Source organism: Ignavibacteriota bacterium (assembly GCA_016708125.1).
In the GTDB taxonomy this organism is placed as follows: Bacteria; Bacteroidota; Ignavibacteria; order Ignavibacteriales; family Melioribacteraceae.
The window spans coordinates 2,288,006-2,307,990 of sequence record JADJGF010000001.1; the positions used below are offsets into that span (position 1 = coordinate 2,288,006).

Annotated in this window: 16 protein-coding genes; 8 read left to right on the forward strand and 8 right to left on the reverse strand. The window is 29.7% G+C overall.

Annotated features, from left to right (window positions below; genetic code table 11):
• Positions 1–279: 279 nt before the first annotated feature.
• From IPH62_10030 to IPH62_10060, 7 genes are all read left to right on the forward strand, one after another.
• The gene (locus tag IPH62_10030; protein MBK7105608.1) at positions 280–489 is read left to right on the forward strand and encodes a cold-shock protein; all 210 of its coding nucleotides are present in this window, start codon (positions 280–282) and stop codon (positions 487–489) included.
• Positions 490–630: 141 nt separating this feature from the next.
• Entirely contained in the window at positions 631–1,047 is a 417-nt protein-coding gene (locus IPH62_10035; protein MBK7105609.1) for an ATP-binding protein, read from the forward strand.
• Between the two features lie 26 nt (positions 1,048–1,073).
• Entirely contained in the window at positions 1,074–2,606 is a 1,533-nt protein-coding gene (locus IPH62_10040) for a sel1 repeat family protein (protein ID MBK7105610.1), read from the forward strand.
• A gap of 182 nt (positions 2,607–2,788) precedes the next feature.
• Complete coding sequence (locus IPH62_10045) at positions 2,789–4,252, forward strand: HAMP domain-containing protein (protein ID MBK7105611.1); 1,464 nt, start codon at positions 2,789–2,791, stop codon at positions 4,250–4,252.
• A gap of 6 nt (positions 4,253–4,258) precedes the next feature.
• Positions 4,259–5,791 (forward strand): response regulator, encoded by a 1,533-nt coding sequence (locus IPH62_10050; GenBank protein MBK7105612.1) that lies wholly within the window; start codon positions 4,259–4,261, stop codon positions 5,789–5,791.
• Positions 5,778–6,557 carry a hypothetical protein gene (locus tag IPH62_10055; GenBank protein ID MBK7105613.1) on the forward strand — a complete coding sequence of 260 codons (780 nt, stop codon included), beginning with the start codon at positions 5,778–5,780 and terminating at the stop codon, positions 6,555–6,557. Before IPH62_10050 ends, IPH62_10055 begins: the two co-directional genes overlap by 14 nt.
• 240 nt (positions 6,558–6,797) lie before the next feature.
• Positions 6,798–7,136, forward strand: a complete 339-nt coding sequence (locus IPH62_10060; protein ID MBK7105614.1) for a hypothetical protein — start codon at positions 6,798–6,800, stop codon at positions 7,134–7,136.
• An 84-nt stretch (positions 7,137–7,220) separates the two neighbouring features.
• On the opposite strand, the gene IPH62_10065 is transcribed toward IPH62_10060, so the two are convergent.
• From IPH62_10065 to IPH62_10100, 8 genes are all read right to left on the reverse strand, one after another.
• Entirely contained in the window at positions 7,221–8,597 is a 1,377-nt protein-coding gene (locus IPH62_10065) for a sigma-54-dependent Fis family transcriptional regulator (protein MBK7105615.1), read from the reverse strand.
• Between the two features lie 2 nt (positions 8,598–8,599).
• A complete protein-coding gene (locus IPH62_10070; GenBank protein ID MBK7105616.1) occupies positions 8,600–10,630 on the reverse strand; it encodes an ATP-binding protein in 2,031 nt (676 codons plus the stop codon).
• A gap of 12 nt (positions 10,631–10,642) precedes the next feature.
• Positions 10,643–13,717: an efflux RND transporter permease subunit gene (locus tag IPH62_10075; GenBank protein MBK7105617.1), complete on the reverse strand. Its 3,075-nt coding sequence runs from the start codon at positions 13,715–13,717 to the stop codon at positions 10,643–10,645.
• 14 nt (positions 13,718–13,731) lie between these two features.
• Positions 13,732–14,949, reverse strand: coding sequence for an efflux RND transporter periplasmic adaptor subunit (locus IPH62_10080; GenBank protein MBK7105618.1), 1,218 nt, complete (start codon positions 14,947–14,949; stop codon positions 13,732–13,734).
• A 30-nt stretch (positions 14,950–14,979) separates the two neighbouring features.
• The gene (locus IPH62_10085) at positions 14,980–16,242 is read right to left on the reverse strand and encodes a TolC family protein (protein ID MBK7105619.1); all 1,263 of its coding nucleotides are present in this window, start codon (positions 16,240–16,242) and stop codon (positions 14,980–14,982) included.
• Positions 16,243–16,321: 79 nt separating this feature from the next.
• Entirely contained in the window at positions 16,322–17,158 is an 837-nt protein-coding gene (locus IPH62_10090; protein ID MBK7105620.1) for a DUF4405 domain-containing protein, read from the reverse strand.
• A gap of 74 nt (positions 17,159–17,232) precedes the next feature.
• The gene (locus tag IPH62_10095) at positions 17,233–18,348 is read right to left on the reverse strand and encodes a hypothetical protein (protein ID MBK7105621.1); all 1,116 of its coding nucleotides are present in this window, start codon (positions 18,346–18,348) and stop codon (positions 17,233–17,235) included.
• Between the two features lie 23 nt (positions 18,349–18,371).
• A complete protein-coding gene (locus IPH62_10100) occupies positions 18,372–18,839 on the reverse strand; it encodes a hypothetical protein (GenBank protein MBK7105622.1) in 468 nt (155 codons plus the stop codon).
• Between the two features lie 351 nt (positions 18,840–19,190).
• Here IPH62_10100 and IPH62_10105 point away from each other — a divergent pair, with 351 nt between their 5' ends.
• Positions 19,191–19,880, forward strand: coding sequence for a DUF2202 domain-containing protein (locus tag IPH62_10105; GenBank protein MBK7105623.1), 690 nt, complete (start codon positions 19,191–19,193; stop codon positions 19,878–19,880).
• The last annotated feature ends 105 nt before the right edge of the window (positions 19,881–19,985 follow it).

The following is a 19,985-nucleotide window of genomic DNA, read 5'->3' on the forward strand; positions in this document are numbered from 1 at the left end:
AATATCCGATATAGTTTATTTAGATGCAGGTATTTCTAGAATATTTTTACTATACATTTTTTTGGGCACAATATTATTAAAAAAGCTTGATTTTAGAAAAAAAAGTAAATAAGTTTACTGACTTGGAGAGTACCTAACTCTCCGTAATAACTTCTAAAGAGGTTATATAAATAAGTAAGTGGTTGATCAGCAATTTTCAAGGTAGTATTTTGTTTTTGTGGTTATTTTGAAGCTCTGTTCAACTCCTTGTTTTATCATTATTTAAAGGAAAGCTGTAAAATGGCAGAGCGTAAAGAAGGAACCGTAAAATGGTTCAACAATTCAAAAGGTTATGGCTTTATTCAACAATCTGAAGGTGAAGATTTATTTGTTCACTTTAAATCTATTGTTGGAGATGGTTATAAATCTTTAAAAGAAGGCCAAAAAGTAGAATTTACTGTTGGTGAAGGTCAAAAAGGTCCTCAAGCTCAGGATGTAAAAATTTTATAATTTTTATTTCTTTTTGATGCATTTTTTTAATCCAGCTTTTTGCTGGATTTTTTTTGTCAACTAGTTTTAATTATTATATTTTTGATACTTAAATTTCGATAGTTAAAAATGTTTTTCCATTTTCGATAATCATTGTATTAAATGAACACGAAAAAATTTATTATTAATAGTGAATACAAGAATGTTAATTCAGTTTGTTTTATTACAAAAACATTCTGCGAAGATCATTTTATTTCTGAAAACAGTATTAGAGAAATTGAATTAAGTCTTGCCGAGGCTTTAAATAATATTATTAAACATGCATATAAAGGCGAAGAAAATAATACAATTGAAATTTCACTGGAAATAATCAGTAATAAGTTTAAAGTAATTTTATCGGATTTCGGAATAGAACGTTCTAACCTTAACAAACCGACTCTTGAATTTGACCCAAACGATATTGAAAGCCTTCCCGAAGGCGGTATGGGCTTATTCATAATTGAGCAGCTTATGGATGAAACAAATTATTTACGCGATGGGAACAAAAATATTTTCACTATGGTTAAAACCATAAAATAATGCCGAATAGTTTCTGTAACCATCTTATGTATAAAAAAATTCTCCTTTTAATTATTCTTTTCCCCGCAGTAATTTTTTGCCAAGAAAATGTAAAAAGTGAAGTTATTAAAAAAACCGGATTACAATATAAAACTCCCTTAATAAAACCTAAATATCCAAACTATAATTTAGCCGCTGCATTTGTTTTAACAGAAAAAGCAAAAAGCGGTGATCCGTTTGCTCAGCATGAATTAGGAATAAGATATATTCTTGGAATAGGCGTTCCTATTGATTCCACTAAAGCTGCAGAATGGATTGGCTTGGCGGCATCAAAAAATTTACCCGCAGCAAATTTTAATTATGCAATAATGTTAAGTAACGGAATTGGAATTGAATGGAATCCATTTAAAGCATTTAAGAATTTTAAAGTAGCTGCAGAAAGCGGAATGGAGCAAGCCCAATATATTTATGGGTTGCTTCACACAGATAATCTTATAGTAAATAAAAATTTAGATGAAGCTTACAAATGGTTAAAAAAGGCTGCCGATAGAGGTTTTGAGGAAGCTAAACTTGTTTTAGAGGAATTTAAAAAAAATGGAATTGCTATTGCTAATGATTCAACAAAATATGAAAATTCACAACCCAAGCCTACAATAAATGAAAATTCTTTTACACTTGAAGATTATAATTTAGATTATTTTGATTTTAAATCTGATACTCTTTCCGAAGATGAAGAAAAAAAATATTTAAATGAAATTTTAACTTCCCAAAAAAGTGAAGTAAAAAAAATGTTAAATATTAATCCCGATGAATTACAAGAACAATTAAAAGACACATCAGCATTGGGTTTAATAGATTATGCAGCTGCATCGGGAAGTCCCGAAGCATTATTAATAAATGCTAAACTTTATGATCAAGGAATTGGAATTGAAAAAAATAAAATTCTTGCAGCCGCAAATTATTTAAAAGCATTTAGACTTGGCTCATTTAAAGCAGCCGAACCTTTATTGAAAATTTCACGAAGTAACAATTTTTATAATCTTCTTAAAAATGAAGTAAAAAATAATAATCCAGAAGCAATGTATATTTGGGCTGGATTGATTGCATTAGGAATGGATTACTCCCTAACGGAAACCGAAGCTTTTGATTTGCTAAAAAAAGCAGATAAGCAAAATCATATAAATTCAATTATAGAATTGGGTTTAGCTTATTATACCGGAACTTTAGTTAATAAAGATTCGCTTAAAGCAATTGAATATTTTGAAAAAGCCGTAAAGTTAGGAAGTAGTGAAGCAGAAGTTAGATTAGCATTCCTAAAAATTAATTCCGAAAAAAATAATACAAATTCCGAATTTCTAAAATCATTAAAAGAATACGCAAATAAAGGATCTGTTTTAGCAGAAGCTGCGTTAGCTAATTGTTACGAAAAAGGAATTGCAGTAAAAATCGATAAAATTCAAGCTGCAAAATTATATAGACAAGCCGCACGAAGAGGTAATGAAGCTGCCTATACTTCACTTAGAAAAATGTATGATACGTTAAGACCAGATGGTGAAGAATTTCAAATTTTTATAGAGTAAAAAAGTAAAATCTTCAACACTTTTTATTTCTAATAATTAATCAAACATCTCTCAAATAACAAATTTCTTATCCGATAGTATATTAAATATTTTTTAAAGTTTGCTAAAACCTAAATTATAAAATTGTTTATGTATTTAGGAATTTCTGAATTTTAATGTTTAATTGTTGCAAAAACTAAATTATGAAGCAAAAATACAAATTAAATATTTCTCTAAAATTTAAACTCACATCACTTTTTACAATTTTATTGGGACTTTTCTCATTATTTATTTTTATCTATTTCCCGGAAAAATTTGAGCAGGAAAGAATTGAAAGCTTGCGAGAGAAAGCAAATTCTGTTGCAAAAATTGCGGCATATGGAATTTCTTCCGGATTATATTTTCAAGAAAACAATACTTCCGTTGATGAAATTGAAGCTTTAATTAAAAATGAAGAAATTAGATATGTAGTAATTGAAAAAGCAGATTCTCTCTTTTTCGATTTCAATTACTTTACTGCAGTAATGAATAATTATACTAAAATGGAAGGAAATGGAATTTCAGAAAAATGGGAAATTATGAAAATCCATGCTCCAATTTTAATGGGCAGCGAAACGGTTGGTAATATTTATATTGGTTACTCTTTAAGATTGGTTTATGATAAAATTGAAGAACTAAGATTCAGTATTGGAATTGTAAGCTTACTATTATTTATTGTTGGAAGTATTCTTGTTTATTTAATTGGAATGTATTTTACAAAACCTTTAACAAAATTTGTTAATACGGTAAACAAAATTAGAGACGGCGATTATACACAACGAGCCGAAGTTGTTAGCAATGACGAAGTTGGATATTTAGCAAATTCATTTAATGAAATGGTAGAAAAAATTGCCGGTACAACTGTTGAAATGGAAATTATTAATAAAGAATTAGAAGCCCGCGTTGTTGATAGAACCGTTGAACTTGAACGTGCTTTAAGATCACTTCAAAAAGAAAATGATGTGAGAAAAAAAGCCGAAAAAGAAATTGGCAAATCGTTAGAAGAAAAAGAAGTTTTGCTAAAAGAAATACATCATAGAGTAAAAAATAATTTACAAATAGTTTCAAGCTTATTCTTTTTTCAATCTAAAAAAATTACAGATCCGGTTACTTTAGAAATGTTTAGAGAAGGACAAAATAGAGTCAAATCAATGGCTCTAATCCATGAAAGACTTTATCAATCCGGTGATTTAGCAAATATAAACTTCAAAGAATATGTAAAAAAACTTACAAACTATTTATTCCAATCATACGGTGTTAATCAAAATAAAATTAAGTTAAAAACCAACATTGCCAATATTGAATTAAACGTTGATATGGCTGTTCCATGCGGATTAATTATAAATGAATTAATCTCAAATTCGTTAAAGCATGGATTTGATAATGAAGCAAGCGGTGAGATAAGAGTTGATATGGGTCACAATGAAAACAATAAACTAATATTAAAAATAAGCGATAATGGAAAGGGACTGCCAAGTGATTTGAAGATTGAAGAATCGGATTCTTTAGGACTTAGGTTGGTTAACAATTTAACAATTCAACTAAATGGCAAAGTAGAGTTTTATAATAAAAATGGTACAACTGTTAAACTCGTTTTCGAAGATCCTAAATATGCAAAAGCAGGTTAACTAATTATGGATAAAGCAAAAATACTTGTCGTTGAAGATGAAATAATTATTGCCATGGAAATTGCCGAGCGCTTAAAGGCAATGGGTTATGAAGTTATGCGAATTGTTTCAAACGGACAAATGGCAATCGAAAATGCAATAAGGGAAGAACCCGATTTAATCCTTATGGATATTATGATTCAAGGTGAAATTGATGGAATTGAAACTGCCACAAAAATCAGATCATTTTCTGACATTCCGGTAATATACTTAACTGCAAACGCCGATGAACCAACACTACAAAGAGCAAAAGTTTCTGATGCGTTTGGATATCTTATAAAACCATTCGAAGAAAGAGAATTAAACACAACAATTGAAATGGCTTTGTATAAACACAAAATGGAAGCAAAGCTAAGAGAAAATGAAGCAAGATTTAGAAGTCTGGTGCAAAATTCAACAATGGGAATTTTTAGAACAAAAATTGATGGCTCTCTCGTTTTAGTCAATCCGGCATTAGTAAAAATTCTTGGTTACTCAAATTCAACTGAATTATTAAATATTAAAACTCATTCATTATTAAAAAATGGAATTGAAGGCTGGAATAATTTAATTGATAAAATAAAATTTGAAGGTGCAATAAACAGCAATAAACAAATTGTAAAAAAGAAAGACGGATCATTAATTACTGTAAGTATAAACGGTAATTTAATTAAAGGTGATAAGAACGGAATATTTTTTGACGGAACAATTGAAGATGTTTCAATTCAAGAACAACATCAAGCTCAATTAATTAGAGCTAAAGAAAAAGCTGAAGAATCTGATAGATTAAAAACAGAATTTTTAGCTGGAATGTCTCACGAAATTAGAACTCCCATAAATACAATCCTAAGTTATATTTCTTTGCTTCAAAACGAACTAAATCAAGATGAGGCATCAACTTATAAAGAATTATTTCATGCAATTGATTTAGGAAGCAGACGTTTAACAAGAACTATTGATTCAATTTTAAATATGGCACAGTTTCAATCTGGCACTTTTGAAACTTTCCGCACGCAAATTGATTTGGTTTCTGATATTCTAAATAACCTTTATGAAGAATTTAAACATACAGCGAAACAAAGAGGTTTGGAATTAAAGTTTTCCAACACTGCGGAAAGAACAAATATTTTAGGTGATAAATATTCACTTTCTCAACTATTTGTAAATCTAATTGATAATGGATTGAAATATACAAAAGAAGGTAACGTAGAAATTATTGTTTATAATGATGAAAATGGAAATTTAAGTGTTGATATACAAGATACGGGAATTGGAATTTCAGACGAATTTCTTCCAACTCTTTTTGAACCATTTACGCAAGAGGAAAGCGGCTATAGAAGAAAGTTTGACGGAAATGGCTTGGGCTTAGCATTAGTAAAAAAATATTGCGAATTAAATGACGCTTTTATAAAAGTTAGCAGCAAAAAGGGAATAGGCACAAAATTCAGTATAAAATTTTCTAGTACAAATAGTAATAATATTTATAAAGGCAGTAAGGAATTGAAAAATGAAAATATTTAGTAAAGTTTTAGCCGTAATTATACTTGCAATATTTTTCGGCTGTTCGGAAAGTCCATCGGATTCAAATGATCCGGCAGCAAATGATAATTCTGAAGAAATAGCAAAATATTTTCCAATCGAGGTTGGAAAATCATTTACATATAATGTTGATTCTTTGGATTTAATTTCGGGAAATTATGTACAAATTGGACAAAGAACTTTATCCATTGATAAAATAGAATCGGATTATTTTGTTTGCAGCGAAATTTATAATTATCTGCAAGGATTAAATCTTCTAACAAAAATTAAAGTTTCGGAAAACTCAATTGAAATTTTAGCTGATACAACAGGATCTTCAGAACTAATTCCAGATTCATTGGGAATAACTGTAAAACTTGAATTAGATGAATCCTTTAAAGTTGTTGAATTTCCACTTGAACTTAATTCTACTTGGGAAGTTTATAATGCATATGCGTCAATGGGAACTGCGAAGTTTAAAGTTTTTACTCTAATTGCAAAATATTTAGGCGAAGAAAATATTGAGCTGAATTCTGAATCCGAACAAATTCCCGCAATAAAAATTGAATATATAGTTACAATAAATATTCCGGATATGAGTAATATTCTTGCAAGTAAAATTCAAACATATAAAGCAAATGTATGGCTTGCAGAAAATTTAGGAATTGTAAAAATGGAAGGATGTGCACTTTTTGTAAATTCAATTTCCGGAAATAATTTTGATATGTCCGATTCAAACAAAACTATGAAACACACTATAGTATTATAAAAGTCTATCTCACTAATGTAAAAATGCTAATCATAATTTTATGGTTGGCATTTTTTTTATCAACAGAATATAATTCAAATCAATTCGACACATAAGGCGAACTACCCGACCGATAAGTAAATAAGAATCAATAACATTTCAAATTTTCTTCGATTTAATTAAAAAATCGAATTATAAAAAATGGCACGTTATTTTCTTTGTTTAGAGCATAACAATAATCAACAAACAAAGGAGTACAAAATGAAAAGTATAATCAATCTTGCAGCTATGTTATTAGTTTTAACATTTTTAAGTTCAACAGTTTTTGCACAAGAAGATATCGTTGTTCCGGTAACAGATGATGTAGTTCATGGAACAAACTGGGTTGATGCAGACGGTGACGGAATTTGTGATAATTTTGGTACTGATAATCAAGGTAAAGGTACTGGAAATGCTTATGGATTAAAAGACGGAAGTGGAACACAAGTAAGACCACAAGACGGTACTGGTTATGGTAAAGTTAGTGGTGCTGGTTCTGGAACCGGTGTTTGCGATGGAACTGGTTCAAAAGGAACAGTTAAGAGATCCGGTAGAAACTAAAAAAATATTTTTGGTGAAGAAAAAAGAGAAGCCTAAGCTTCTCTTTTTTTTGTTTAAAAATTATGAATAAAAAAATCTAATTAATTATTCCTTCGTATAAATAATATTTAAAATTTCAATTCTTGATCTCAAATGACGTTCGGTAATATTCAGCAATCGTGCCGCGGCACTTTTATTTCCGTTTGTTCTGCTAAGTGATTCTAATATAATTTCTTTTTCAAAAGATCTAACTTTGTTTTCGTAACCGTCTTCTAAATTTGTTGTATCAAAAATTTTTTTCTCAGAAATTTTATTTATAAGATTCGGAAGATCAGACTTTGTAATATAATCAGATCTGCAAAGTACAACGGCTCGTTCAATAATATTTTCTAATTCACGAATATTTCCGGGGTAATCATATTTCATTAAAATATCTAATGCTTCCGAAGAAACAGATTGCACATTTTTTTGATTTATTGCGGAATGCTTTTTTACAAAATGATCAATCAAAATTGGTATATCACTTTTTCTTTGTTTTAATTTTGGCAGACAAATTGAAACAACATTTAATCTATAAAATAAATCTTCTCTAAATTCACTTTGCTTAATCATTTCTTCAAGATTTCTATGAGTAGCAGTTATAATTCTAACATCAACATTTATTGTTACGTTTCCGCCAATTCTCTGAATTTCATTGAACTGAATTGCTCTAAGAAGTTTTACTTGAGCCTGCAAAGGGATATCGCCGACTTCATCAATAAATAAAGTTCCTCCGTTAGCTTCTTCAAATCTTCCAATACGCAAATTTGTTGCACCGGTGTAAGATCCTTTTTCATGTCCGAACAATTCACTTTCCAGCAAATTTTCGGAAAGTGAAGAAATATTTACGGTTACAAAAGGTTTGTCTTTTCTGGGACTTGCGAAATGAATTGCTTTTGCAATTAATTCTTTTCCGGTTCCACTTTCACCTCTTACCAAAACAGAAGCCTTGCTGTTCGCTACGCGGGCGGCAGTATTTAGAACTTCTTGCATTATTCCGCTTTCAGAAATTATTGAATCAAACTTGAATTTTTCTTCAAGTTGCTGCTTTAATAATTTATTTTCCGAAAACAAAAATCTTTTTTCTCTAATTCGGTTTAATAAATTTTCAAGCTCGTCTAAATCAATTGGCTTAGATAGATAATCATACGCGCCGGCTTTCATAATGCTCACCGCATCTTCAACACTTCCGTAAGCCGTAATAACAACCACATCAATTTCCGGATTAAATTCTTTTACATTTTTCAAAACTGTAAAACCATCCCAATTAGGCATTCTAAAATCGGTTAGTACAACATCAATAAAATTGGATTGAATAATGCTAAATCCTTTCATTCCATCCGATGCGGTAAAAACTTCGTATTCTCTTCTTACTAAAAAACTTTTTAACGAATGTAATTGCGATTCTTCGTCATCAATTATTAGTACTGATAATTTTTTCATAATTAATTTGATTTGTTTGTAATTGGAAATTGAGGTAATATAATTATAAAACTTGTACCTTTATTTTCTTCGCTCTCAATTGAAATAGTTCCGCCGTGTTCAAATATTATTCTTTGAACCAAACTTAAACCAATTCCGGTTCCTTTGGCTTTTGTCGTAAAATATAAATTAAAAACTTTATTTAAAATATGTGTCGGAATTCCATTTCCGTTATCAATAATTTCAATTCTAATTTGTTCATTTGTTTCAAGAAAAATTTTAAGAATTATTTTCCCACCATTATCTATTGCATCAAAAGAGTTTTGAATTAAGTTCATTAACACTTGCTGAATTTGATTGCGGTCCCAATTTACAATTCCGTTCCATTCAATAATTTTTTCAAACGCAATAAATTTTTCGATTAACATTGGCATATATTGATCTTCTATTTGTTTAATCAAATCTGATAATTGAAATTCTTTTAAAACAATTTTCTCCGGTTTTGCAAATCTTAAGAAACTATTTATCGTTTCATTTATTCTTTTAACTTCTTTGTTTACTAAACTTGCAAGTGTGTGAAATTCTTCGTTTCGTTCAATTGGTTCAAAATCTTTGTTTAATTGCTGAGTGATTGTGCTTATTGTATTTAAGGGATTTCTAATTTCGTGAGCAACTCCCGAAGCAAGTTCGCCCATTGCAATAAGCCTTTCCTTCCGCTGAATTTGATCTTCTAATAATTTTTGTTGAGTTAAATTTCGAATAACTAAAATTGTGTTCGGCAAATTATTCTCGGTGAAAAACTCACTTCTTGAAACAAGTAAATATTTTTTATGATTATTTATTGTGCATTCAATTTGTTTTAATCCTTTTGAAGAATTCAACAAATCATGATATTCATCGGGCGAAATCAAATCACTTAATTTTTGTGAATTTAGAGTAGGATTAATTATTTGAAATAATTTACGTGCGGCAGAATTAATAATTTTAACATAATTATTTTCATCAAGAACAATAACACCATCGCTTACATTTTGAATTACTTTATTTGAATAACCTTCCATTACGTTAAACTTTTTTTGAAGGAGATTAAAATTTTGTTTTGTGAATATATAAACTAAAAGCAGTGAACCAAGTACAAATAATATTATTCCGATTATAATTAATCTTCTAATTATTCGTTGATTAATTGCATTCAAAGGTTCAAGTGAAATTCCTAATCTAAATAATCCAACAATTCTGTTATTATGTGCAAAGGGATGAACAGCTTCAAAAATTTGTAATGAATCAAGATCAATCGTCCGCCAAGCAAAAGTAGAATCAATGAGTGATTTATTTAGGAAATCCGAATCTTCAATATTTTCGAGATTGGAAATATTTCCGGAAGCAGCTAAAACGTCATTAGAGTTTTGCAATACGGCATAAACAAGATTTTTATTAGCCGTTAGTTTTTTTAATAAACTTCCAAATCCAATTTGTTTTCTGAAATTTAAAATTTCTTCAGCATCTAAATTTAGAACAATTGCACTTCTGTTTTTTGCAGCTACGGCAATCGCAAATCTATATCCACTTTCGAATCTTGCTTGTTTTACACCAAGAAAAAGTGTGTCGATTAATCCGTTAAATATTGGAGAAAGAATTTCTTTGGGTTCAAATTTTGGCTCTAAATCCGTATGAATTGGATTATGGTTTGTAAATAATTTTTTGCCGGATTTATCAAAAATATTAATTCTGTAGATTTTATTTTGATCGGCAATACGTTTTAAAATTTCATTGTTAATTTGATTTTTATCAAGCAATAATTTTATAAGATTGGCGTTATTTAATAAACGATTCTTAAGTTCAGAATCAATTGATTCATAAGAAAGTAAAGCATTTGTTGAAGCGGCTAAAGTAGTTTCTAAAAGAGAATGTGATTGTTCAGCCATTAAATCATACAGCTCTTTTTTACTTTGGTGAAATTCAAAAAGAGCTGATGTTATTACTAAAATTGCAACGGCAATAAAAATCAGTATAAAACTTTTAGGCTGAAGATTTATTTTATTTAAAATATTCACATAGAGTAAGTATTATTTTTTAATTTCTTTTTTATTTTCCAACCAATAATAAATTGTTGGAAGCACCATTAAAGTTAATAAAGTTGCAGTAATCAATCCACCAATAACTACAGAAGCTAAAGGTCTTTGAACTTCGGAACCCGGACCGGTATTAAATGCCATCGGAATGAAACCAAGACTTGCAACTAATGCAGTCATTAGAACCGGGCGTAATCTATTTGCAGAACCTTCAATTACGGCTTCTCTCAATGAAAAACCTTTTCCTCTAAGTTCATTTAGATGTGCAATTAAAACAATTCCGTTTAATACGGCAACGCCAAACAAAGCAATAAAACCAACACTTGCAGAAACCGAAAGATACAATCCTCTAATCCATAATAAAAATATTCCGCCGGATAATGCAAATGGAAGATTAATTAAAATTAACATTGCATATCGTATTTGTCCAAACATCATATACATTAAGCCGATAATAATTAAAAGCGAAAGCGGAACAACAATCATTAAATGATTCATTGCTCTTTTTTGATTTTCAAAAGAACCGCCGTACTCTAAAAAATATCCTGGTGGAATATTTGCTTTGGCATCAATTGCTTTTTGCAAATTATTAACATATGTGCCAATATCAATTCCAACAAGATTGATACCTAAAATTAATCTTCGCCAACCATTTTCACGCGCAATTTCTCGCGGTCCTTCTTGCGAAACTATTTTGGCAACTCTTTTAAGAGGAATAAAATCACCGCCGGGCAAATAAACGGGAACGTCCATAATTTTTTCAAAAGAGTTTCTAACATCTTCCGGAAATCTCACAACAATATCATATCTTCTTTGTCCTTCAAAAACTTCGCTTGCAACTTGTCCGCCAATTCCGCTTTCAATTACAATTTGAACATCATCAACATTTAATCCATAATATGCAACTGCATCTCTATAAATTTCAATTGTAATATACGGTTGACCGATTGTCTGTTCCAAAAAGAAATTATCGGTTCCCTTTAATGTTGGAATTATTTCTGCTAATTTATTCCCAATATTATTTAGTACATCAAGATCTTCACCATAAATTTTTACGGCTACATCTGACTTAACACCACTTGTAAGTTCATCAACACGCATTGCAATTGGCTGCGTAAAATTATATGAAAGTCCGGGCTCGGTTTTTAAATATGGTTCAATCTTTTCAATTATTTTTTCTTTAGTAATTCCATCACGCCACTCATCCATAGGTTTTAATATTACCCAAATGTCAGTTTGGTGAACACCCATCCAATCATTTGCTAAATCCGATCTTCCGGTTTTGGGCACAATTGTTTTTATTTCCGGAATATTTTTCAATAATATTCCCGATAACCAATTTGCATTTTCTACAGATTCATTCAAAGTTACGGAAGGCATACGGATTTGTTCAATTAAAATTGAGCCTTCATCGAGTTCCGGTAAAAATTCAGTTCCCAAAAAGAACATCAAAAAAATTGAAATACCAAACACGCTTAGCGCAACTGAAATAATTTTATTTCGTTTAACTAAATATTTTTCTAAAAAGTTTTTGTACTTTGGTTTTAGCCAATCAATTAAATAATTTTTTCTAATTTTTATACCTTTTCTAAAAATCAATGCGGAAATTGCCGGAACGTAAACCAATGCTAAAATGAGAGAACCTAAAACAGCGGCTGCCACTGTAATTGCCATAGGTCTAAATAAAATTCCTTCCATTCCTTGAAAAGTCATAATTGGAACGTAAACCATAAGGATAATTAAAACTCCGAAAAATATTGGGCGGGAAACTTCTTTTGATGCTGATAATATTGCAGAATCAACGGATTCATCTTTACTTTTTGTTTGGAGTTTATGTACAATATTTTCAACCATAACAACAGAGCCGTCAACTACCATTCCAAAATCAATTGCGCCTAAACTCATTAGATTTGCCGCTAAGCCAAATTCTTTCATTCCTATAAATGCAAATAACATAGAAAATGGAATTACTGAAGCTACAATTAATGCCCCCGTAATTTCGCCCAAAAGCAGAAGTAGTATTGCAACAACAAAAAATCCGCCTTCAATAAGATTAACCCAAATTGTTGAAGTGGTTCTTGCAATTAATTCAGATTGGTCATAGAACTTTTCAATTTTTACATTTTTGGGTAAACCTTTATTTATAGTTTCAATTCTTTTTTCAACTTCTTCAATTACGTTTTTTCCGTTTCCGCCTTTTAGCATCATTACAATACCGGTTACAATTTCACCTTTTCCATCTTGAGTTACAGCGCCTTGTCTTAATTGTTTTCCCAAAGAAACATCGGCAACATCTCTAACATATACGGGTTTATTATTTTTGTTTGATATTATAATATTCTCAATATCTTCCTTTGTTCTTATTTGTCCAAAACCTCTAATTATATATTGTTCTCTATTATGTTCTAAATAATTTCCGCCCGATACACTGTTGTTGTTTTGTATTGCCTCTGTAATTTCTCTTAATCCCAAATTATAAGATCTCATTTTTCCCGGAATTGTAATTACTTCATATTGTTTTACGAATCCGCCAAAAGCTGTTATTTCTGTTACACCTTTTACTGTTTTTAATTGAGGAGCAATAAGCCAATCTTGCATATCACGTAATTCTGTTAAGGAATATCCGTAACCGCGAACAACATATTGATAAATTTCTCCCAAAGCTGTTGATATTGGTCCAAGTTGAGGTGCGGAAACTCCCTCCGGCAATTCATCTTGAATTGATTGAATTCTTTGGCTTACCATTGATCTTGCAAAATATGTATCTGTGCCTTCTTCAAACTCAATTGTTACAGCAGATAATCCAAATTGTGAAATGGATCTAACTTCAGAAACATTTGGCAAGCCGTTCATTGCTGTTTCAATGGGATAGCTTACTAATTTTTCAACGTCGAACGGAGAATATCTTCCGGCTTTGGTTATAACCAAAACTTGATTTGGCGTAACATCGGGTAAAGAATTAATTGGTATATTGAAAAAAGCCGAAAGTCCGGCAACAGTCATTAAAATCACTAATGAAATTGCTACAAACTTTTGCTTTAAACTAAATTCTATAACTTTACTTAACATATTAATTTTTATCCTTATTCATCTGCATAATCTTCAAATCTTAATAATGCTTTTAAACTAAATATTTGATTGACCGCTATTTCTTCATCTTCATATAATCCAGCGGAAACAATTGCCGATGATTCATAAATTCTTTTTAATATTACCGGTCTTTGTTCAAATCGTGTTTCGGTAGCTTTTACGAATACAACAGACTCATCTCCATCGTAAGCAATTGCGCTAAGTGGAATAGAGATTATTGGTTCCGGGCTCACAATATTAATATCGACTTTTAGATTTTCTCCGGGTTTCGGCCAATTATTTTTTGTATCTAAAATTGAATTGATAACTATTGATTTATTTGTTTCATCCAAAGCTGGATTTATTGTAGAAATATTTCCTTCAACAAAATTTAAAACATTATTTTTTTGCGATACCTTAATTTTATTTCCGGCTTTTACATTTGCTCCGTCTTCGGGTGAAACATAACCTCTAACTAAAACTTTGCTTAAATCAATAATTGAAAGCATTTTATCGTAAGCAATTACGGATTGCCCAAGATCTATTAAATGTTGATCTATTGTTCCATTTATTGGAGCTATAATTTTTAAACTTGGATTTATAGATGATGAGTTTATAAAATTACTAATTTCTTTTTCCGAAGTGCCGACTGCTTTAAGTTTAGAATAAGCGGCTCTTAGTGCTGCATTTGCTCTCGTAAATTCTGCTTCAGCTTTATCAAGATCACTTTTGGATGATATTTTCTTTTCAACCAATAATTTTATTCTTGTAAGTTTATTTTCTTGATATGTTTTATCGGCATTGGTTTGCAAATATTCTGCAACAAGATTACCGTATTCAATACTTTCAAGTTCAAGCAGAACTTGTCCTTTTCTAATATTTTCACCTTCATGTGCGTAAATTTTTGCGACTCTTCCATCAAGCGGGGCACTGATTATAGAAATATTTTCCGGTGCCGGAAAAACAAATCCCGGTACGCTCAAAATATGTGTAGCAATTTCTTTTGTAATTAATTTTGTGCTTATTTTCAATTCGCTAATTTGCGCTTGATCCAATTCAATAAATTTTACTTTGTTACTTTTCTTTTCCGAAATAGAAGGAGGAGCCTCAACCTCATTGGTGTTTTCGGTTTTTACTTCATCATTATTACATGAAGCAATTGCGATAAGTAAAAATATCATTACCGCAAAATATTTAATTGAGTTTAAGAAATTATTTTCTAGTTTGTTCATCTTTATTCCTAAAATTTTAACAAATTTATATCAATAAATTACTTCAGCATCCAAATATTTTTCCAATTGAATTATTTGCTGATAATAATTTTTTAATGCATTGTAATAATTTATTTCACTATTTAAATAAGTCTGCTGAGCATCTAAAAGTCTTAATAAATCAAGCTCGCCTAATTGATATCCTATTAAAGTTAAATTCTGAAGCTGATCAGCCAAATCTCTAATTGTATTTTCATATCTTTTTATTTTAGCTTTACTGGTTTCATAACCATGCCAAGCATTTTCAATTTCTGTTTTGATATTTAATTTTGCTGCTTTTAAAGACCATTCAATTTCTCTATTCTTCGCTTTTGCTTTTTGAATATTTCCGTTTTGATTAAACATAAACCAAACCGGAATACTCAAACCAATTTCGTAACCTTTAAATTTATATCCGGCACCAAAATCTTGATTGAAATAATTAAAATTTAAATTCGGTAAAAACGAACTCCACGCTTCATTTATATTTTGCGAAGTTGATTCTAATAAACTATTATAGCTTAAAATTAAAGGTTGATTTTCAAAATTTGTTAAAACATCAAGTTGATTAAATCCATCAAAATTAATTCTTAGACTATCTTCAAATTCAATTTCATATTTTTGATTTGCCGGTTCCAACCCAATTATATTAAACAATTCATATCTTGCTTTGTGAAATTCTTGTACGGCATCCTCATAAAAATTTTGTGCTTCTGAAAGCTGTATTTCTGATTTCATCATTTCAAGTTCGGCAATTTCACCGGCTTCAAGTTTTGATGTTGCGGCTTTCTTTAATTCTTCTGCAAGATTTATTTGTTTTTCTCTTAAGCTCAAAATTCTTTTATTATATAAAACATTCACGTATTTAATTTTAACATTTGCAGTCAATTGAATTGTTTCATTTTTAAGCTGATGATTTAACGCTTCCTTTTCGTTAGAGATTTTACTTAAGCGAAAATATGTTGTTAAAGGAAAATCAATTGATTGTTCCAAATGCCATCTTTGTTCCAAAAAAGAATTTGAAATATTTTTATCAATTCCTTCGCGAGCATAGGTTAGAGTTGGTGAATAAAGTCCGAACGAACTCCACCATTCTCCATTATTAAAGTTTAGTAATTCGCGGGTTTTATTTAAATCCGGATTATGATTTAGTGCAAATTCTATTGAATTTTTCAGAGTAAGTTTTTGGTTTAATATCGAGTCAGCTTGCGAAACTGATTGGCTAAATAAAATTGTTGTTTGAAATAATATGAATAAAAAATATTTTATTTTCAAAATGCAGATCCTCCGATTAGGACAACTTATCTTTTTCATTTTGCAGTTGGATGAATAAAGAACAAATACGATTCAAAATTTACATTTTTAATTTCTTGTTAACTATAATATTGTAAACATCAATAGGAAGTAAGTTATTTTCATTTGCAATATTTTTTAATTTATCAGATGCATCGGCAGAAATATTTTTATTCCTCAAATTCTGCAGAGCACTTTCAATATTGATATTTAATTCACTGCAAACTTCTTCAATAGTTTTTCTTCCGTAACCTTTTTGATTTTGTAAATTTCCCACAACTTCATTTTTTTCATTTTTAATAATATTGTAAAGTTCATTTGGAGTAAGTTTATTTGTTTCTGCAATTTCATTCAGTGTTAAACTTTCGTTTGAAATAAGAATGTTTGAATCTTGCAATTTATCTTTAATCTGTTTAACCGGAATATTTGTAATTTTTGAAAATTCAGAAAGAGTTAAAATTTCAGCATGAGCAACCGGCGGGGAATTTATTTCATTTTCCCAAGATTCTTTTAAGTATTCGCCAAACTCTAAAAAATTACTAAACGGAGGAATATTATTTAATGTTAGAAGTAATACTAAGAAACTTATAATAACGGATAATGCAAATTCTACTCTAATTTTTGGAACCGGTTTTTTATGCGATTTAAGATAAAACATTAAAGTTTTCCAATTAAAATAAATGTGAAAACTTCCGGCAGCAATAAATAAAAAAGTAAAAATTGTATGAATTGACTGCCATTGTGTTTTTGTGAAACCAAAAACAGCCCAATAAGACCAATTTGCAACTCTTCCCGGAGGTGCAAAGAAAAGAACTATTCCGGAAATTAACATTACTATAAATGAAATTGCTATATAAAAACTAATAAATTTTCTAAAATTAAAATTTGTAAATGCCATTAATTCATTTGCCTTAAAACGTAAAAGTAAATTTTATTCTGATTTTTGAATTGCTAAAATTATTTTTCATTCAATTAAAACTGATAATCAAAACTAATATTAAATTGACTGTTAGTGTACTTATACCAATAACTATTTGATTTGTTAACTATATTTAAGTAAGAAAGTGAAACATCAATAAAGCTTTTTGTTAAATTAAATTTTTTTGAAAGAGAGAGTTTAAATAAACTTTGATCATCATTGCGTAATATAGTTGAATCAAAATTTTCGGGATCAATATAAACTCCTTGCGATGGATATTCTTTTTGTAGGAATGAATAAATTCCTTTAAAAATAATTCCTTCTCCTAAAAGCTGAGTTAACTGTGCAGTAATTGTATTTCCTTCATAACTTGTCGGGTCATCAAAATATTGTGATTCATCGCCATAAATGTAATCTAACTGTCTAATGTATTTGGCAGTTCCGCCAACAATATTTTGCTGCGAATATTGAATTGCCAATCCGGTGTTTTCAAACACTGATTGAGCAACTCTACCGTACATATAAATTTGACTTGTAAATGCACTTGATGAAAATGATTGTTCTAAACTATCTCCAATTAATAATGGATCATTTAAATTTGTTTCAAAATAATTTTTGTAATTATAATTTACTCCGCCGATGATTGTTGTTTTGGTTTCAAAACTTTTATTAAAACCAAAACGCACAGAACCAAGTAAATTATCCAAATCATCTAAATATGAATAATTTGTTAAACTTAACGATGCACTTACAAATCCATTTATTTCAGCAAATAAAAATTTGTACTTAGCATAAGCATTATAGTTTGAATAATTGTAAAATTCATAATTTACACTATTTATTCTTTGTTCTAAAAATAATCCGTAAAGTAAATTATCCGAAGAATTCCAAAGACCAAGTTGATGCCAAAAATAATTTCTATCGGCAATTTCATGGAACATAGAATAATTTCCATAATATCCAATTCCCAAAGATTCATGTTTATATTCTAATCCAAAATCCAAAGTACTGATAAATGTAGAAATTGGAATTGGTGAATGAAATGGATTGTCTGAATATTCTTGTTCCGTTGCTAATCTAAAATTCCACTGGCTGAACAACTCACTTGTAAATGCGAATGAAACTATAATTAATAATTTAACAACAGTTGATCTTCTAAAATTTTTCATAAAATAAATGTTTTAGTGAATAATTAATTTCCTCTGCCGCCTCTTCCTTTTCTTGATTTTGTTGAGCCGTCGGTATTTTCAACATTGTTTCCGGCGCCGTTTACATTTCCATTTTGTGCTCTTACGGAATTCTTATTTAAACTTCCGTTGGAATTAAAACCGTTTCGCGCTCCATTTCCATTTCCGGTTGCATTATCATTAATTCCATCGCCGTCTTCATCAACAAAAGAGTTTTTTCCCGGACTAACATAATCTTCATCAAGTCCGTTAGGAATTCCGTCACCATCGTGATCCGGTGCGTTATCATTATAACCGTCACCGTCTTCATCAACAAAATTTTTGCCATGAAGTTTTTGAGTTTGTTTACCGTTATTAACTTTTGCTTTAATTTGTTTTTGATTTTTAACTGCGTTTGAGTCTTGCCCAAAAGCGGTAGAACTAATAATAATTAGTCCGGTTAACATTAACCAAAAAAGTAAGTTTTTTTTCATTTTAGCCTCAAGTTTTTTCAATTACCTAAATTACTTATATAAAGAATTATGCCAAATCAAATATCAAATCTGAAAAAAATGCATTTAAGAAAATGCATGATAAATTACTTAAAACATCTTAAATCAATGAAATTTCTGTGTTTTTAAAATGAATTAAAAAGTGCAATATATTTTATTTACTATTAAATTTTTAATGAATTATTATAAGCAACATTTAAGTCGATTAGTTCGACTAAATTGTCGGATCAATCAAATAAAATTTAACATATTTAAATAATTTTTATCGAAAATCGCTTATTACAATTTGGCATAACTGTTGAATGTTTGATCGAAAAAATAAAGGAGCGACAAATGAAAAACTTTAAAAAATCTTTATCAAAATTGCTTATAATATCTTTTGCATCACTAATTATTTTATCTGCATGCAATTCACCGGTTGAATCAACAAATGATAATTATTCGGAAGATATATCTGAAATTTTGAAAGATATGGAATTGGAAGATGTTAATCCCACCGAAATGGAAGGATTAATTTTTATGCGCGAAGAAGAAAAACTTGCACGTGATGTATATTTGGTTTTATATGAAACTTGGAATGTACAAATATTCAGCAATATTGCAAAAAGTGAACAAAAACATACAGATGCTATAAAAATATTATTGGAAAAATATCAAATTGAAGATCCGGTTATTACAGATGAAGTTGGTGTTTTTCAGAATGCTGATCTGCAAACTTTATATAATTCGTTGATTGAAAAAGGTAAAGTATCGTTAGTTGAAGCGCTTAATGTTGGTGCCGCAATTGAAGAAATTGATATTTTAGATTTAGAAAAAAATCTTGCACAAATTGATAGTGAAGATATAACTTTGGTATATAACAATTTAATGCGCGGTTCACGAAATCATTTGAGAGCTTTTGTAAAAAATTTGAGTGCACAGGGGGTTGAATATCAAGCTCAATACTTAGAGCAAGCACAATATGAAACAATTGTTTCTTCTGGCGTCGAGGGAGGCTCAAGAAGAGGCAGAGGACGAAAATAGGGTTGATTAGTTCCTCATGATTAGTAAAGGAAACCTCCTTCGGGAGGTTTTTTATTATCCCGCAAAAATAATCTAATGAATTTTAGATTAAAACTTTCTTTCGGA

Excerpts from the sequence above, each read along its gene's own strand:
- IPH62_10030 (MBK7105608.1), top strand. The coding sequence starts at position 280 with ATGGCAGAGCGTAAAGAAGGAACCGTAAAATGGTTCAACAATTCAAAA.
- IPH62_10035 (MBK7105609.1), top strand. The coding sequence starts at position 631 with ATGAACACGAAAAAATTTATTATTAATAGTGAATACAAGAATGTTAAT.
- IPH62_10040 (MBK7105610.1), top strand. The coding sequence starts at position 1,074 with ATGTATAAAAAAATTCTCCTTTTAATTATTCTTTTCCCCGCAGTAATT.
- IPH62_10045 (MBK7105611.1), top strand. The coding sequence starts at position 2,789 with ATGAAGCAAAAATACAAATTAAATATTTCTCTAAAATTTAAACTCACA.
- IPH62_10050 (MBK7105612.1), top strand. The coding sequence starts at position 4,259 with ATGGATAAAGCAAAAATACTTGTCGTTGAAGATGAAATAATTATTGCC.
- IPH62_10055 (MBK7105613.1), top strand. The coding sequence starts at position 5,778 with ATGAAAATATTTAGTAAAGTTTTAGCCGTAATTATACTTGCAATATTT.
- IPH62_10060 (MBK7105614.1), top strand. The coding sequence starts at position 6,798 with ATGAAAAGTATAATCAATCTTGCAGCTATGTTATTAGTTTTAACATTT.
- IPH62_10065 (MBK7105615.1), bottom strand. The coding sequence starts at position 8,597 with ATGAAAAAATTATCAGTACTAATAATTGATGACGAAGAATCGCAATTA.
- IPH62_10075 (MBK7105617.1), bottom strand. The coding sequence starts at position 13,717 with ATGTTAAGTAAAGTTATAGAATTTAGTTTAAAGCAAAAGTTTGTAGCA.
- IPH62_10080 (MBK7105618.1), bottom strand. The coding sequence starts at position 14,949 with ATGAACAAACTAGAAAATAATTTCTTAAACTCAATTAAATATTTTGCG.
- IPH62_10090 (MBK7105620.1), bottom strand. The coding sequence starts at position 17,158 with ATGGCATTTACAAATTTTAATTTTAGAAAATTTATTAGTTTTTATATA.
- IPH62_10095 (MBK7105621.1), bottom strand. The coding sequence starts at position 18,348 with ATGAAAAATTTTAGAAGATCAACTGTTGTTAAATTATTAATTATAGTT.
- IPH62_10100 (MBK7105622.1), bottom strand. The coding sequence starts at position 18,839 with ATGAAAAAAAACTTACTTTTTTGGTTAATGTTAACCGGACTAATTATT.
- IPH62_10105 (MBK7105623.1), top strand. The coding sequence starts at position 19,191 with ATGAAAAACTTTAAAAAATCTTTATCAAAATTGCTTATAATATCTTTT.